Origin of the sequence: Nostoc sp. NZL (assembly GCF_015714705.1) — a bacterium.
Classification (GTDB): Bacteria; Cyanobacteriota; Cyanobacteriia; order Cyanobacteriales; family Nostocaceae; genus Nostoc; species Nostoc foliaceum_A.
Genome location: NZ_WBKL01000086.1, coordinates 14,505 through 31,095, shown reverse-complemented (window position 1 = coordinate 31,095; position 16,591 = coordinate 14,505). Strand labels below are relative to the sequence as shown.

The 16,591-nt window shown below is 42.1% G+C and carries 18 protein-coding genes; 5 read left to right on the top strand and 13 right to left on the bottom strand.

The genetic code is table 11. The features are described from left to right. Positions 1-89 precede the first annotated feature (89 nt). From F8R90_RS12775 to F8R90_RS12755, 5 genes are all read right to left on the bottom strand, one after another. Entirely contained in the window at positions 90-695 is a 606-nt protein-coding gene (locus F8R90_RS12775) for an exopolysaccharide biosynthesis protein (protein WP_196511049.1), read from the bottom strand. A gap of 61 nt (positions 696-756) precedes the next feature. After that, positions 757-1,641 carry a lipid kinase gene (locus F8R90_RS12770; RefSeq protein ID WP_196511048.1) on the bottom strand — a complete coding sequence of 295 codons (885 nt, stop codon included), beginning with the start codon at positions 1,639-1,641 and terminating at the stop codon, positions 757-759. Between the two features lie 530 nt (positions 1,642-2,171). Beyond that, complete coding sequence (locus tag F8R90_RS12765; protein WP_196511047.1) at positions 2,172-2,648, bottom strand: GNAT family N-acetyltransferase; 477 nt, start codon at positions 2,646-2,648, stop codon at positions 2,172-2,174. A 19-nt stretch (positions 2,649-2,667) separates the two neighbouring features. Further along, on the bottom strand, positions 2,668-3,324 hold the full coding sequence (locus F8R90_RS12760) for a glutathione S-transferase family protein (protein WP_196511046.1): 657 nt from the start codon (positions 3,322-3,324) through the stop codon (positions 2,668-2,670). 4 nt (positions 3,325-3,328) lie between these two features. Beyond that, positions 3,329-3,613, bottom strand: a complete 285-nt coding sequence (locus F8R90_RS12755; protein ID WP_230966285.1) for a hypothetical protein — start codon at positions 3,611-3,613, stop codon at positions 3,329-3,331. A gap of 177 nt (positions 3,614-3,790) precedes the next feature. On the opposite strand from F8R90_RS12755, the gene F8R90_RS12750 reads away from it, so the two are divergent. Further along, positions 3,791-4,708 (top strand): LysR family transcriptional regulator, encoded by a 918-nt coding sequence (locus tag F8R90_RS12750; RefSeq protein WP_196511045.1) that lies wholly within the window; start codon positions 3,791-3,793, stop codon positions 4,706-4,708. A 25-nt stretch (positions 4,709-4,733) separates the two neighbouring features. Here the strand turns inward: F8R90_RS12750 and F8R90_RS12745 are convergent, their stop codons facing one another. Together F8R90_RS12745 and lipB are read right to left on the bottom strand one after the other, a co-directional pair. Then, complete coding sequence (locus F8R90_RS12745; protein WP_104909088.1) at positions 4,734-4,934, bottom strand: hypothetical protein; 201 nt, start codon at positions 4,932-4,934, stop codon at positions 4,734-4,736. Between the two features lie 183 nt (positions 4,935-5,117). Continuing rightward, on the bottom strand, positions 5,118-5,810 hold the full coding sequence (gene lipB, locus F8R90_RS12740; protein WP_196511044.1) for a lipoyl(octanoyl) transferase LipB: 693 nt from the start codon (positions 5,808-5,810) through the stop codon (positions 5,118-5,120). Between the two features lie 617 nt (positions 5,811-6,427). On the opposite strand from lipB, the gene hpf reads away from it, so the two are divergent. Then, positions 6,428-7,075, top strand: a complete 648-nt coding sequence (gene hpf / locus F8R90_RS12735; RefSeq protein ID WP_196511043.1) for a ribosome hibernation-promoting factor, HPF/YfiA family — start codon at positions 6,428-6,430, stop codon at positions 7,073-7,075. Positions 7,076-7,157: 82 nt separating this feature from the next. On the opposite strand, the gene F8R90_RS12730 is transcribed toward hpf, so the two are convergent. The 4 genes from F8R90_RS12730 to F8R90_RS12715 form a co-directional block, all read right to left on the bottom strand. Then, positions 7,158-7,358: a hypothetical protein gene (locus tag F8R90_RS12730; RefSeq protein ID WP_196511042.1), complete on the bottom strand. Its 201-nt coding sequence runs from the start codon at positions 7,356-7,358 to the stop codon at positions 7,158-7,160. 139 nt (positions 7,359-7,497) lie between these two features. After that, a complete protein-coding gene (locus F8R90_RS12725) occupies positions 7,498-7,929 on the bottom strand; it encodes a type II toxin-antitoxin system VapC family toxin (RefSeq protein WP_196511041.1) in 432 nt (143 codons plus the stop codon). Beyond that, entirely contained in the window at positions 7,922-8,059 is a 138-nt protein-coding gene (locus tag F8R90_RS12720) for a hypothetical protein (RefSeq protein WP_196511040.1), read from the bottom strand. Before F8R90_RS12720 ends, F8R90_RS12725 begins: the two co-directional genes overlap by 8 nt. A gap of 258 nt (positions 8,060-8,317) precedes the next feature. Next, a complete protein-coding gene (locus F8R90_RS12715) occupies positions 8,318-8,479 on the bottom strand; it encodes a hypothetical protein (RefSeq protein WP_196511039.1) in 162 nt (53 codons plus the stop codon). Between the two features lie 131 nt (positions 8,480-8,610). On the opposite strand from F8R90_RS12715, the gene F8R90_RS12710 reads away from it, so the two are divergent. After that, entirely contained in the window at positions 8,611-11,412 is a 2,802-nt protein-coding gene (locus F8R90_RS12710; protein ID WP_196511038.1) for a M16 family metallopeptidase, read from the top strand. A gap of 788 nt (positions 11,413-12,200) precedes the next feature. Here F8R90_RS12710 and F8R90_RS12705 read toward each other — a convergent pair. Together F8R90_RS12705 and F8R90_RS12700 are read right to left on the bottom strand one after the other, a co-directional pair. Continuing rightward, positions 12,201-12,821 carry a DUF4231 domain-containing protein gene (locus F8R90_RS12705; RefSeq protein WP_196511037.1) on the bottom strand — a complete coding sequence of 207 codons (621 nt, stop codon included), beginning with the start codon at positions 12,819-12,821 and terminating at the stop codon, positions 12,201-12,203. A gap of 9 nt (positions 12,822-12,830) precedes the next feature. Next, a complete protein-coding gene (locus F8R90_RS12700) occupies positions 12,831-13,577 on the bottom strand; it encodes a hypothetical protein (protein ID WP_196511036.1) in 747 nt (248 codons plus the stop codon). A 350-nt stretch (positions 13,578-13,927) separates the two neighbouring features. Between F8R90_RS12700 and glyA the strand changes: the two genes are divergently transcribed. Both glyA and F8R90_RS12690 read left to right on the top strand, forming a co-directional pair. Beyond that, positions 13,928-15,211, top strand: coding sequence for a serine hydroxymethyltransferase (gene glyA, locus F8R90_RS12695; protein WP_196511035.1), 1,284 nt, complete (start codon positions 13,928-13,930; stop codon positions 15,209-15,211). 122 nt (positions 15,212-15,333) lie between these two features. Beyond that, on the top strand, positions 15,334-16,584 hold the full coding sequence (locus F8R90_RS12690) for a competence/damage-inducible protein A (RefSeq protein WP_196511034.1): 1,251 nt from the start codon (positions 15,334-15,336) through the stop codon (positions 16,582-16,584). The last annotated feature ends 7 nt before the right edge of the window (positions 16,585-16,591 follow it).

Here is a 16,591-nt window from a genome sequence, read left to right as displayed (position 1 = left end):
CCCGGATATGGCAATCAATCAAGCGGATTAATAAATGGTAGATGCACCCTAATAAATTACAGCTCTCAGTTTTAGGCTGAGGGCTTTTTTTATTTAAATATAGATGGCAGCAAACTGGGAGCTAACCATACTGCATAACCAAGAAATACAAAGAGCAAGGTAATTAGGACAGTAATACCGTAGCTGATGCAAATTAATAAACCATCAGATTCGATGGTGGCAACAGTCAAAAATAAAATTCCTACAGTGGGAATGGGATTTGTAAAGGGAATTGGTAATATTAGCAATACTGTTAACAAAGAGATACAAAGCCCATTAATTCGCCAAATCAAAGGATTATGGGCTATTTTTGCAAATCGGGGACGGGCGATTTTTTGTAACACTTTGGTAAGACGTCCCAAATTTTGCAAAAGTAACAGAGCAAAGGGACGAGGAAACTTGTAGTTAGCAATTCTTTTAGGGAGCCAAGGCGATCGCCTCCCTAAAACCATTTGCGCTGACAACAGTAAACAAGCACCACCAAAAGGACCAGTTAATCCCGGTGGCATAGGAAATAAAAATGGCAAAACTAATAATGTAATTACCAAGCAGAACCCTCGTTCTGAGGTTTCTGCCAAAATATCACCTAGAGTCAGCGGTTGTTCAGCTAGGCGTTGCAACAGGGACTTTATATCTTGGGAAAATCTCAGATGCATTTGGCGTGAGTTGATGCGAATTCCCACATTTGTAGTAGAGAGAGATAGGGGAGAATAACTCCTAACTCCTGGTTTCTGGAGGTACTAAAACAGCTATAGCTTTAGGTATAACCCGAAAATGAGCAGGTGTGTAGGTAGTAATTTCACCATCTGTATTGATAGGGCGAGGTTTGCGAGTCCGCACTTCTATTTCTTGACCTTGAAGAGAGCGTACACTCTTCCAATGTATATGTCGCCCTTGTCGCATCGCAGGGAGTAATAGTATAATCTGCCACCAATGTTTGATCTCCAAGCTATAGAGGTCTAGTCTTTGGTCATCTATTGTCGCATCGTCAGCCACTGCCATACCGCCCCCGTAATAGCGGCCGTTACCCACAGCAATTTGCACTGTTTTCACGCGAACTGATTCACCATTGATTACAATCTCCGCAGTAAAAGGTCTAGCTTCCCAAATTACTTGCAATGCAGTGGTGGCATAAGCAAATATTCCCCAACGACGCTTGACTTCTTTGGTAAGGCGTTGGGTAATTTTTACACTCAATCCCAGACTGGCAACGTTAAAAAAGTGCTTGCCATTCACCCACCCTAAGTCGATGCGGTGTAAATTTCCATAGGCAATAATTTTGCAAGCTTCGCTGAGGGAATTTGGGATTCCTAAAGTTCTCGCTAGATCGTTGGCAGTTCCTAGAGGCAAGATTGCTAAAGGCAACTGAGTATCAACTAAAGTATCTACTGCGGCATTAAGAGTGCCATCACCTCCGCCAATGATTACCAAATCAACTTGATGCTGATAGCGAAGTATAACTTCAGCAAGATGTTTGGGGTCTTCTGTAGACTCCTCAATTAAATCAAAGCCGAGTGTCTTCAGATATTCAATCGCTTCCGACAGACCCTTTTGCCCTTGGCGGGCATGACGATTTACTAACAGCAGTGCGCGGGAACTCATGGGTAGTACCTTTTGTAGTTGATATGTCCAATTATCCGCATCTATGTATTCTGCTTGAAGTTGACTATAGAAAAGTGTTTAAGCTGTTATGACAGTTATCAACAATTCATTTCTTCAATGCTTATTATGTTGCAGTTACTAATTTTTAATTTCTATTTTATCTAGTTTATCTTTATTAGCCCTCGGTGTGTTGATACTCAGTAAATATATTTTTACTTGCTAAATGGCTGGATTTAGGTATTTTTTATAAAAAAAGATTTATTTCAATATTATAATACCCAGAAAATAATACCAAATTATGAGATATTTTTTATTGTTATAGAAACATATTTCTATATTAAATTTGTATTAATACTATTAAAAATTACAATTATTTAACTTTTGTTTGAGAATAATTTATATATATCAACTCCTGCTGTGGCAGATTGGAAATTGTCTACGGCTCTGAAGGCACTATTTATACTAATCCTCTTATTAACCAGTTATAAACTAAGGAAGCCTGAGCTACTCCCGCTCCCTTAGCTTAAATTTTACCTACTTAGTGCTTGACCATCTAAGCGACATAATTTTACTTTGTTGATGATCTTCGCACCTATTCTTTCATAGAACTTGATTCCACGCTTGTTAGATACACCTACAGTCCAATCGATTCTGCCACAGCTTTTTTCCTGCCCAATCTGGCGCAAGCGTAGCATCAGCGCCTGACCGACTCGGTGGCTTCGATATTCAGCCTTGACATATAAATCATCAAGCCAAATACCAGGTTTTGCTAAAAAAGTTGAATAGATAAAGTGATAGGTTGCTAATCCAATAGTATCTCCATCAACCTCAGCTAAAAGTACAAAAGCAAGTGGGTTTTCTCCAAATAGATCAATTTCTAACTTTTGAGGTGTTGCTTCTACAGAATTAGGACACCCATCAAATTCGGCTTTCAAATGAATCAATTCCATAATGGCAGGAATATCCCTTTGATTTGCATCTCGAATTGAAATATCCCTGCTGTTCATGTTCTTTTTTACCCTTTACCTAAAACTCGTATTGAGAGAGAATTTCTGTCTCACTCTTTGCTATCTTTATCCACTCTTGCATGGCTGGAAGCGCCAAAACTGCCTCTACATAATTTCTAGAAACAGGATTTAACTGTACATCATAGGTTACAAACCGCAGGACAACTGGAGCAAAAAATGCATCAGCGATCGCAAAATTTCCAAATAAAAAATCGCCACCATCCCCAAATTTTTGGCGTGATTCTTGCCAGATGCTGGTGATGCGATCAATATCTTGTTGTACACCAGATGCTAAACCTTTCCCAGGATATTTAGTACGGCAGTTCATCGGCATATTCTGACGCAGATTTTGAAAGCCTGAGTGCATTTCCGCAGTTATGGAGCGGGCTAATGCCCTTGCGGCCTTATCCTCCGGCCACCATTGCAGAGTCGGAAACGTTTCAGCTAAATATTCACAGATAGCCAGAGAATCCCACACAGTTTGCGTATCGTGCAACAACACAGGTACTTTTCCTGATGAAGAGTATTGCCGAATTTTTGAGGAATAATCTGGACTATTGTAGAGAGGAATCCGAATTTCATTGAATTCCAAACCAAATTGCTTCATCGCCAGCCAAGGGCGGAGTGACCAAGATGAATAATTTCTATTACCAATTACTAAAGTTAGTTGCGTCATATTTTTAATACCTATAAAGCTGCTCAATCCACATATACACATCCGCTTGAGAACCTGAAGAGAAAGATTTTCCAGTTGCAGGATCGTAAGCTTGCCAATAGATATTACCGTAGCGGTCAACCTTTTGCCAAACTTGTAATTCGTTAGGATCTGCTAGGATTATTTTGACAAATTTTTTCCATAATTTATGTAGAAATCCCCAAAATTTGGAGTTGAATTCTTTATTCAATAACGGAGTACAATTGATTTTTGCATCTTCTTTTGGGAGACACCTAATGTCATTGTTCATAAAATTATTCCTGAAAGTTTCTCAGTAAATAAAACATTAGCAACATCTCAATTAGGAATCAAATCATGGCTTGCATAGGTTCCATAAATATGATTTATAGATATAAAAAATCACGAATACAACCTTTTTGTCACAATTAAATCAGGATGTGTATACCCTTGTTCTCACCAATTGCCCATGAAATTCTCCCAACTTCGAGCCATAGTTGCAGTAGCAGATCGTGGTAACTTTAGTGAGGCAGCCTTAGAATTGCAGCTTTCCCAGCCTGCGATTAGTCATGCGATCGCTACCTTAGAAGAAGAATTAGGTGTGCCTTTATTTGCCAGAGGTCGTCACGGTGCTGTACTGACACCGGCTGGAGAGCGGATTTTGTATCATGCTCGTCAAGCTATGCAGCATCTAGAGATGATGCAGCATGAAGCAAACCTGCATAAAGGTTTACATGGTGGTCATGTACGAATTGCGGCTTTTCGCAGCGTCGCCACCCATTTATTACCAAAAGCGATGCCTACGGCGGGCTACGCCTACGCACAATTTCATAATCAATTCCCAGAAATTGCTGTCACAATCATAGAGTGTCCTGCTTTCACCGATGTAGAACAGTGTTTGCGTGACGGACGTACCGATATTGGTATTACCTGTCTACCAACTGGTGAAGAATTTGACACCTGGGAAATTTTTCAGGATGAGTATCTAGCTTTACTACCACCACAGACCAAAATTAGCAGTTCAGAAATTACTTGGGAAGACATAGCAGCCTATCCACCTGTTTTACTTCCTTGCACACCTTGTGGACGCATTCTTCATAACCACTTAAAGACTTTAGCAATCCCAATAAATACTGCTAGCGACATCCAAGAAGATTCCACAGTCGTTAGTATGGTGAATCAAGGGCTGAGAGCGGCTATTATGCCTCGTTTAGCAGCTGTACCCATTCCCCCAAAGGTGCAGGTATACAGTTTACCTGCACCACTAAAGAGAGTAATTGCAACTGCAATTCTATCTAATTCCCTCCATGTGCCTGCGGTGTTCACATTTTTGGAAATGTTGAAAAATTTTGATTTTTATAGTTTAGCTAAATCCACCTTCCTTTAAACTCACCACTCCCACTCTGCACTACTTAAAGGTACTCGCGCAAGAAATCAAACGGATCATCTTCCCAACAAGGTTCAGGTATCAGCCAAAACAAACTACTATGGATGTCGGCTTCAATTTCATCACCATCGTCTCTATCAAATAGTTCTATCAAAGCTGTCCAATCACGTTCTCTCAAAGACGTTAACGATGGGGCATATACCTGGAGATTATTTGAGTAATTCACGGGCAAAATTGTGCTTGACAGCCGTAAAAATTTAGTATAGAAATTTATAAATAATCAAATTTTAGCTTTGACAACCGCAGTTAAATAGTTATTTTAATATTATTAAATATGGACTACTCTTATCAGTGTCTCACAATTTAAATAGGACTGCTATAGTATTTATTACATAATTACAAGCTGAATTTACTCAGAATGGAAAAATTCTTTAGGCTGCGACTCGACTAATTCCACACCAAAGACTTCAGAAAAGGACTGTGCTACATAAAAACGCACTTCTTCGCAGGTGATATCTGGAATCCATTCGGCTAAACTGCCTACAGCTTTATCAGAAATACCGCAGGGTACAATGCGCTCAAACCCTGTCATGTCTGGACAAACATTTAATGCAAAGCCGTGCATGGTAATCCAACGGCTGACTTTAATACCAATAGCCGCAACTTTTCGCCCTTGTAACCAAACGCCAGTAAAAGCCGGAATTCTTTCTCCCTGCAACCCATAAACTGCCAATACGCGAATTATTACTTCTTCGAGTTCGCGTAAGTACCAATGGAGGTCTTTACGATAACGTTGCAGATTTAAAATTGGATACCCCACCAGTTGGCCTGGACAATGGTAAGTAACCTCGCCGCCCCGTTCAACTCGGTGCACATCATATTGACCTTTGTCAATATCAAATTTGAGAAAATCTGAGTTGCTTCCTTGCCCCAGAGTGTAGACAGGTGGATGTTCTAGCAAAATTAACACGTCATCTAGACTGGGGTCATGGATACGATCAGTGAGGAGCGATCGCTGCCATGCATGAGCATCTAAGTAAGGCATTAGTCCTTGGTTATATAACAAACAACGTTTTTTGTATGGGTAAATACTATGGAACATGCCAAAAATCAACTGGTATTGGGAACAAAATATATTGCAAGTTAGAGGCTTGGAGACAAAAAATGTCAAGATTTGCAAAGGATTTTAAAGGAAAGTCAAGGGAACATGCATTAGAAAATACAAAGTGCTAGCTTGAATATACAACCTCAATAGGTTTTAGGAGGAATTCTCTGCAATAAGCATCATGCCAATATAATCAGAACGAATGCACTGGCTGATGGCTCTAATAATCTTGTTTGATATGCAAACAAGATCAACTTCTATAAAATACTCGTGTTCTTGATCAACAGTGAGCAAACCTCAACCGGACACAGAAGGAGCAACTATTAACAGTTCTGTAAGCGTTGTTTTAACACAGAAGACAGTTACGAGAGCTACGGCTCAAATTTCCTCACCAAAGGGTTTTATGTGGAAATCCAATTGGATCTCGACGCAGAGATGAGGAGGAAAATCAAGGGTATAATCAGCGAAAACCCATATCAGTAAGCTTAGACACAGCTTACCAGCAGTACATAGAAAGAGTTCACAATTTGTTTTGGCGGGAGTAATAGACCTTACCGCAATTTCTTTTCATACAAAGCAAATTCACACATCAAATATTCAGTGGGAGAGTTTACATGAAGCTTGTCATCCACGGCAAAAATATTGAAATAACCGATGCGATTCGGGAATATGTACATCAAAAGATTGAAAAAGCAGTTAGTCACTTTCAGAGCATTACAAATGAAGTGGATGTGCATCTTAGCGTAGCCCGTAATCCTCGAATTAATCCTAGACAAGCGGCTGAAGTAACTATTTATGCTAACGGTAGCGTTATCCGTGCCGAGGAAAGCAGTGAAAACCTATATGCCAGCATTGACTTAGTTGCAGATAAAATTGCCCGTCAACTGCGGAAATACAAAGAACGCCGTCAAGACCAGAAAACTCATGCCCAGCCAACAGAAGTAGTTGTTGCAGAGTCGGTAGTCACAGATTTAATTGGCGATCGCACCCCCGAATTACCCAACGAAGTCGTCCGCACTAAATATTTTTCCATGCCGCCGATGACCCTTGCAGAAGCCCTGGAACAATTGCAACTCGTGGGACACGACTTTTATATGTTCCGCAATTCTGAAACTGGAGAGATTAATGTAATTTACGAACGCAACCACGGCGGTTATGGTGTGATCCATCCCCGCAATGGTAACAGTTATACTAACGGCAAGAATGGCAAATCAACCCACGCTAACATTGTCATGCCGGAAAAATCGCATTCCAGTAAATAGGAATTAGGGAGTATGGAGATCAGGGAGATTGGGAAAAAATAACCTAACTCCCAACTCCTACTTAGCGGCACTTAAACAAAAATTAGTTAATTTCCTTCTTGTCCATTCCTTTTTTATTGTCTTCGTTCATTGCCCAATGTAAATCGAAGGTAGCACCAATTTCATAATATTCTTTGTAAGACCAGTCCGTTCTTTGACTAGCAGTATGATAAACAAGTTTGAGATATTTAATATTTAGGTGATTACTAGTTGTTCCTAAAGAAGCTTCTTTGTTTTGTGTCAAGAGATGGATTTTAGAAATAAACTTTTAACCATACAAGAATTACCTGAGAAAGCAGAAGTGAAAACTACGGTTATATGATTCCCTGAATTTCTCCCCACATTGCAGTAATAGGTATTAAAAATTAAACTTTCCTATACTGCTATAGTTCTCCTATTTCTCGGAGATAAGCAGGTCGAGTTATGAGTTGTCTAACCAGTGCAGCATCAGCCGTCCAAAACTCCGCAGACGCACTCTCAGCGCAAGCAAGAAAGGCCGCATCATAAAGGGTAGATAATCCATATTTATCGGCAATTTTCCAGGTTCTTGTCCTAATTGCCTCTTCTTCAATGTAATCAATAGGCAGTTCGCAGAAGTCTTCAAAAAAACCTAGCGCTTCCTCTGTTGTAATTACTCCCATGCGGGTTTTTTTTCTTAGCACAGATCCAACTTCTGTCCAAGCAAAAGCTGGAGTCACTAACCGTATACTCAGACTTAAAGCTTCTGCTACTAGTTTTCTGGACTGGGGTTGATAAACTTCTGGTACAAGATAAGGAATCCAAACACTGGTATCTAAACACAAAACTCTAGTCACGTCGCCCTTCGTCCTCTCTGAGGCTGCGAATCAAATCTGTAGAGGCTGGTTGTATCCCAGTTTTAGCTTTAACGGTTTCGCTGCGAGCAATTATCCGTTGATGGGCTGCCCATCCCCTGCGGCGACTCACCTCACGAAGAAGCGGAGGGGCGCTTTGCTCTTAGCTGGGGGAGCAAGAGAAGAGTCCCGGAGCCGTGGAGCGGAGCGGAACATGGGTATGAAGCCTCGCCATAAAGGGCGCTCTTACTGGGGCGGAGTCTGAGCTTCCGTCTCAGTTTTCCCCCTTGCTCCCTGCCCCCTGCTCCCCTGCCTCTTTTGACCTGTTGCCTTGAGTTCAATCGCCAGATGATACCACTCAACACACTTTGTATTGACTGCTTGATCAATTCTATAAATGCGATCGCTTCGACTTTTGGGTAAGGCGCATTCCAACTCTAATACTTCGCAACTTCTGAGTCACAGCGATGGCTAAGAACGGCATCATGTAACTATCCTGAAATGTAGGTAGCATCAATCGTGGTGTTTCCAGCCGGATGGTAACTTGTGACATGACTTAGCATTAAATAATTACCATAATTACTCAAATGCAAAATTAAAAATGAGAGGTTTTGGAATTTTGGAAATTGAACCTTTGCATTTCTTCTTTAATTGTGTTTTATCAACTTGAATTTCGTATTGCTTATGAAGCTACGCTCATATATGATTATCGGGTTTTTACTCAGCCTTCTCCTAAGTATTGTGCCTTTTTCGGGCAATTTCACCACTGCTGCAACACCAACAGCAGTCGCACCTGTATCTGCTCTCTCATTCACCCAAGGGGTGCAAAAAACGGTATTGGACAACGGCTTAACAGTGCTAACTAAGGAAGTCCATACCGCTCCAGTAGTGAGCGTACAAGTATGGTATAAAGTTGGTTCACGTAACGAAGTTAAGGGAGAAAATGGCATTTCTCACCAGCTAGAACATTTGATGTTCAAAGGTACAACTGCCCGTCCAGTGCAGTTCGGAAGGTTGTTTAGTGCCTTGGGTAGCCAGTTCAATGCCTTTACTAGTTATGACGAAACAGCTTACTTTGGCACAGTGCAACGAGACAAACTCGAAGCATTGTTGACACTGGAAGCCGATCGCATGGAAAACTCTTTAGTTGGGCCTGAACAGCTCACAAGTGAAAAGCGGGTGGTGATCTCCGAATTACAAGGGTACGAAAATTCACCAGACTATCGTCTGAGTCGGGCAGTGATGCGAGATGCTTTTCCTAGCAGAGCTTATGGCTTACCTGTAGGAGGTACAAAAGCTGATGTAGAAAAATTCACGGTGGAGCAGGTGCGGAATTATTACCGAACCTATTACAGCCCAGAAAATGCCACATTGGTAATTACAGGGGATTTTGCCACAGAACCTGTACTCAAAGTTGTTAAAGAAACTTATGGGAAGTTGGCAAAACGAGAAAAAGAGGACACGGGGACGCAAGGACGTGGGGACGTAGTGAGGGGAAATATCACCGCCTCTTCTCCGGTTGCCCCTACTACTAAAAAAGCGCCTATTGTTTTAAAGCAACCTGGAAGCGCGGCACTACTGCAAGCAGTGTATCCTCTGCCAGATATCAAACATCCTGATGTCCCGGCAATTGATATGATGGATGCCATTCTCACAGGTGGGCGTAGCTCTAGACTTTATCAGGCTTTGGTAGAATCTGGACTCGCTAGCTCAGTTAGTGGCGGTGCTGCCGAACTCATCGAACCCGGTTGGTATGAAATTAATGCTACGGCAGCTCCGGGTCAAGAGTTAGGGAAAATTGCTCAGGTGCTCCAGCAAACCTTAGCAAAATTGCAACAGCAGCCAGTTACTACAGAAGAATTAAACCGGGCGAAGACGCAACTACAAGCCTCCTTTGTTTTGGGTAACCAAGACATCACTAGTCAAGCTAGCCAACTTGGATATAACCAAACTGTGGCCGGCGATTATCGTTTTATTGAAAAGTATCTGGCTGCTATCGCAAAAGTCACCCCAGCCCAGGTGCAGCAAGCAGCGAAAACCTACCTAAATCCGGCTAAACAAACCATCGGTTTCTTTGAGCCAACTCAACCAGATGGCAAACCAGGGGCTTCTAGCGCTGGTTCTGGTCGCACAGTGGAAAATTTTAGCCCCGGTAAACCTGTAGATCCAGCAGAACTGGCTAAATATCTGCCACCTGCCACATCAGCTACAGATTCGAGCAAACAATCACTACCAGAAGAGTTTACCTTAAATAATGGTTTGCGGGTTTTGCTCTTGCGCGATCGCAACCTTCCCACCATTAACCTGAGTGGACAAATTGATGCTGGTACTGAATTTGATGGTAATCAAAAAGCTGGATTAGCGAATCTGACTGCAAACAACTTAATGAATGGGACGCAGACTAAAAATGCTCTTACCCTAGCAAAAACCTTAGAAGACCGGGGAGCCGGTTTGAACTTCAGTGCCAGCCGCGAGGGAGTTAGCGTTAGCGGTGAGGGACTTTCAACGAACCTGCCGATATTGATTCAAACTCTGGCAGATGTGTTAGAAAACGCCACTTTCCCTGCCGAACAGTTAGAACTGAGTCGCCAACGGGCGTTGACAAATCTTAAAGTCCAGCTAGATGACCCCAGAGGATTGGGACGACAAGTATTCCAGCAAGCAATTTACCCTGAGAATCATCCATTCCATAGCTTTCCCACGGCTGAGAGTTTAAAGAGTATTACTCGTGATGATTTGCTTGCCTTCTACCAGACACACTACCGACCAGATACCACAACGATCTCTTTAGTGGGAGACTTTGATCCAGTTAAGGTAAAAGATTTGCTGAATCAGGCGTTTGGCAAATGGGAAGCCACAGGTAAGCCACCTGTGCTTAAAATCCCAACCGTGCCATTACCGCAAACTTTGACACGTGTAAACAAAGTAATTCCTGGTAAAGCAGAGGCTGTTACCTACATTGGCTACAACGGCATCTCTCGGAAAGACCCACGTTATTATGCAGCACTGGTACTGAATCAAATTTTGGGTGGTGATACCTTGTCGAGTCGCTTGGGTACGGAAGTGCGCGATCGCCTTGGTCTAACCTACGGTATCTATAGTGCTTTTGCCGCCGGAATCAATCCCGGCCCGTTCTTGATTCAGATGCAGACTGCTCCTCTTGATACCCAAAAAGCGATCGCCAGTACTCTCGCTTTACTCAAACAGTTGCGCGAACAAGGAGTGACTGAGGCTGAATTCAACACGGCAAAGCGCTCAATTACTAATAGCTTCCCCGTGGATTTAGCTAATCCCAGTAATGTATCAAGCATCATTTTGAATAATGCTGTCTTGGGACTTTCACGATCAGAAATCCGAGAGTTTCCCCAGCGGATTCAAGCAGTCACTAAGCCTCAGATGCAACAGGCAATTGAGGATTTAATTAAGCCAGAAAATCTGGTAATTGTCACCGCTGGACCTGGAGATACTGTACCCAAGGGAGGTTAATTATTCGTTGAGGCGGTAATTTTTCGATTACTAACGAAGATGCTGATTTCTTGCTTATGATCTTGACAAAATCCGTTTCTTCTCGAATGAAATGGCCCTGTTTACAAAAGGCTTACTCTAGTTCCCTCCTTTTTAAGGAGGGTTAGGGAAGATCAATTCTTAACCTAAGCTTATTGTCAGATATAGCGGTTTTCAGTTGCAATAAATAACAGGTTTTTAGTAGGGGTGTACAGCTAGCTGTGCGCCCCTAATACATCTCTATTATTCTTAAAATTAACCTTATAGTGCTAAGAGATACATACCTGAACATATTAATAGAATATTTATCTATCTAGCGGAGGAATTGAGAAAGATGGTATCAAGACAAAATAAACAGATATTCCGATCACCTGACGAACTTTAACTCCTATTTCCCCATTGCTATCTAGAAATGGGGATTTTCTTTTAAGCTACCAACATATAATTCCAATGAGATATTTATATGTCTTAAGGAGGAATCAGATAAAGTCCATAAATAATAAAAACATAAGTAGCCCGATTACCCTACCGGACTTTGGTTTTAGCTCTCCTCATGTTTTTATCTAACGGGGGAGAGTTTATTTAAAAAAGTGATAATTTCTATCTCCTCGCTATGCCTGCGGCGGGCTGCGCCAACGCAGATGAGAGTGGTTTTAAATCAATACGTTTGGATTAATTCTTTATCCTCCCTAACCATCCTTAAAAAGAAGGTAACTAGAGCAAATTTTGCTCCAAACCCCAAACTATTGCTGTATATTGGTTTATTGATTTTATTCTTCTTCTTTCTTTTCTTCCAAATTGGTTATCTTTGTATTTGGCATCAGAAAATAGTTTTCCTGACTCTGTTGTTCTTCTTTCTTTTCTTGTACAACTTGAGTGGCATATATTTCCACATCTCGTTGGATAATATCTTCTACATGACCTGCAAAAACATTAAACGCCTGTTCATGGGTTGTATAATTACGATAAGGCCCTGTCAACTGTGAGAATTGCCATCCTTGGGTTTTCAAAGATTCGACTGTCCGGCGATAGTGCCGCCAACGTTCTCCATAGTGAAAAAACTCTTCAATGGCAGCACTAATAGCAACTATTTGGCTTAAACCAAAAGTTGACCAGAGAATGAGATCCCTGGCTCTATTATTGTTAACTTGTAGATTACTGTTAATGTTTAAACTTACTAACGCTGGGAGAATTACACCACCAATAATAGTTGTTATCCGCCAAAAATAGTGGCGATCGCGTGAGAAATTTGCCTTACCTTCCATCCATAGTACTTGGTCTAACCAGCGCGATCGCAAAAAATGTCTTTGCACATCGCCTAACTTCATACCTTCAAATAACTGGTTAAAATCTTCCTTTAAAAATTCCTGATAACTATCTTTTTTTGCCATTATTAACTCCTAATTAGAAAGCAAATTTTGAATTGTTTTGCTTAAGTTTTCAACTCCCTTCTCTATATCGATTAAGTCGATGTATTGTAATGTACCAGATTTCGCTAATTTTTTAGCTCGTTCATCGGTAGCCTGTCCACGCAAAGCATCTGCAAGTATATCTGCGGTTCTACCACTACCAGCAATCACAACAACTAACCTTCCAGTATTAACGCTAGAAAACGCATCCTCAAAAGTAATCTCACCACCGTTTAAAAGTACAGTTACCGAAGGTGCCTTATTGGCCAGTACAGTTGCAACGCCAGATATCCAAGGAGACTCATCGCCCCAATTATTGCCAGGAACTAGTATAAAATGAGTATGGTTTGGCTCTAACGGTGTCAAATCAGCAGCAGGTTCTTGTTGATTAGGTAAAACCACTTTGCTTTCGGGAGTCACACCAATCAAAGCAAACTTAGCACCTATGTGGGTACGAGCCTGACCCATCAATTGCATGACTCCCGCATCCGTACCTCCATCCACAACATAAGCCCCCAAACTTTCGGCGATGGGGGCTAAAACTTCCGTAAACAACCGTTGAATGCGGAGAAAGTCAGCTTCACTAATGTTACTTGCACCCCCCACCACTACTAAAGCAGGACGCGAACCGCCAAGCCCTATTCGCTCAAGAGCATCTGGTAATTCAGTTTGTTGATTAACTCGAATAGCTAATGCTGTTTGTTCGTTGTTAAAGGTAAGTTTCAAAAAATTTTTCATTTGTCAAGAATCTCGACTGCTTAAGTTTTCCAGGGTAGAGCTTCACAGTCATGTTCCGCAAGCGTCGTATTACGCACAGTCAATTGCCGAAACGTTCAGCTTTTTGTCCTACAGAGAGACGCTTTATTTAGCGCAGCTTCATAAAGCAACGTTATGATAATTAATCGTCTAATAATAAATAAGTTGGCACAAATAAACCTCAATAGTACGGAGACGATTAATCGCCTGTGTAGAGCAGTCAAAAATCATTGAACTATAGACTTTGGGCTATAGACTCTTGAGAGTGGACTGTTAGGTGCTGCGCCCAACCAAAATCAGCCGTTGTACAAATTTCCACAAGGATAATTGAAGTGACTAAGACTAACTCAGACTTTCTTGCCTCCACCGATCCAGCGATCGCGGAGTTAATCAACGACGAACTACAGCGTCAGCGAGACCACTTAGAGTTGATTGCTAGTGAAAACTTTACTTCCGCCGCTGTACTGGCGGCTCAAGGTTCGGTACTGACAAATAAATATGCCGAGGGATTGCCTGGTAAACGCTATTATGGCGGTTGTGAGTTTATCGACAAAATCGAGCAACTAGCGATCAATCGCGCTAAACAGATATTTGGCGCTGCTCATGCGAATGTGCAACCTCATTCTGGCGCCCAAGCCAATTTTGCAGTGTTCCTGTCGCTGTTAGAACCAGGAGACAAAATTATGGGGATGGATTTGTCTCATGGGGGACATCTCACCCACGGTTCACCTGTAAATGTCTCAGGTAAGTGGTTCCAAGTTAGCCACTACGGTGTCAGTCAACAAACAGAACAACTTGACTACGATCAAATTCGGGAGCTGGCGCTGAGGGAGCGTCCTAAGCTCTTGATTTGTGGTTATTCGGCTTATCCCCGTATAATTGATTTTGAAAAATTCCGTAGTATTGCTGATGAAATCGGCGCTTACTTACTTGCCGATATTGCTCACATTGCTGGTTTAGTTGCTACTGGTCTTCATCCCGATCCCATTCCTCACTGTCATGTAGTAACAACAACTACCCATAAGACTCTACGCGGACCTAGAGGTGGTTTAATCTTGACCAGCGATGCAGAATTAGGTAAAAAGCTAGATAAATCTGTTTTCCCTGGCACCCAAGGCGGGCCATTGGAACACGTTATTGCTGGTAAAGCAGTAGCTTTTGGAGAAGCCCTGAAGCCTGAGTTTAAAACCTATTCTGCCCAAGTGATTGAAAATGCTCGTGCTTTGGCAGAACAACTACAAAATCGAGGTTTAAAGTTAGTGTCAAATGGCACTGACAATCATTTAATTCTCGTGGATTTACGCTCTGTCGGTCTAACTGGTAAGCAGGCAGATCAGCTAGTCAGTACTGTGAATATTACTGCTAACAAAAATACTATTCCCTTTGATCCGCAATCGCCATTTGTTACCAGTGGACTGAGGTTAGGTTCGCCTGCAATGACCACACGGGGCTTAGGAGTAGCAGAATTTACTGAAATTGGAAATATTATTAGCGATCGCCTGCTTTCTCCAGATTCCGACGTAGTAACCCAAGATTGTCGGCAACGGGTAGCAGCATTGTGTGATCGCTTCCCCTTATATCCCCACCTGGAAATTCCTGTACCAGCCCTAGCCTGAGATCATAGTTAAGAGTTAATAGTTAGGAGTGATGAGTTTTAAGTTTTGAACTCCTAACTTCTAACTCCTAACTCCTAACTTCTAACTTCTAACTCCTAACTCCTAACTCCTAACTATTCCTAATGAGTGCAGAAATTATTTGTGTTGGTACTGAACTGCTGCTAGGAGATATTCTCAACGGCAATGCTCAATTTTTGGCGCAACAATTAGCGCAGCTAGGTATCCCCCACTACTATCAAACAGTGGTTGGAGATAATCCAGAACGGTTGAAGCAAGTTATAGAAATTGCTATTTCCAGAGCGCAAATTCTCATTTTCACTGGTGGACTCGGCCCGACACCAGATGACCTCACCTGCGAAACAATCGCTGATTTTTTCAAAGTCCCGTTGGTAGAAAGCTCTGAGATCATCGAAGACATAACCCAAAAATTCGCCCAACGTGGTCGGGTTATGTCACCAAGTAACCGCAAGCAAGCTTTGATTCCCCAAGGTGCAGAAATTCTCCCCAACCCCACTGGAACAGCACCTGGTATCATTTGGCAACCTCGCCCTGAAACCACGATTTTTACCTTTCCCGGTGTTCCCAGTGAAATGCACCTGATGTGGGAAGAAACAGTCGTGCCATTTCTCAAAAGTCAAGGTTGGGGTAAAGAAATTATTTACAGCCGGAGTTTAAAGTTTTGGGGTATTGGTGAATCTGCTTTGGCGGAAAAAGTTTCTTCTTATTTGAAGTTACCAAATCCGACAGTAGCGCCTTATGCAGGTAAGGGGGAAGTAAGATTGCGAGTCTCTGCTAAAGCCACTTCAGAAGCAGCCGCAGAAGACCTAATTGCGCCCATTGAAAAACAACTTACAGAAATTGCCGGATTGGATTTTTACGGCGTTAATAATGATACTCTTGCTTCCGTGGTTGGTCAGTTATTGCGGGCATCAAAAGAAACGCTTTCGGTGGCAGAATCATGCACTGGTGGCGGTTTAGGGCAAATGTTGACTGAGATTTCTGGGAGTTCTGATTACTTTTGGGGTGGAGTAATTTCTTATGATAATTCCGTGAAGGTTGGGCTACTGGGGGTTAACCAGGAGGATTTAGATAAATTTGGGGCGGTAAGTGCGATCGTTGCAGAGCAAATGGCAGTTGGGGTAAAAACCCGCCTTGCAACCACTTGGGGATTGAGTATCACTGGTATTGCTGGCCCAACCGGAGGGACAGATACTAAGCCGGTGGGTTTAGTTTACATTGGTTTAGCTGGGCCAAAGGATGAAGTAACAAGTTTTGAGTATCAATTTGGTACAGTGCGAGGACGCGCTCTAATTCGTCATGTGAGTGCAAATGCAGCGTTGGATAATCTGCGACGAAAGTTGTTGACGAGGTAGGAAAGGG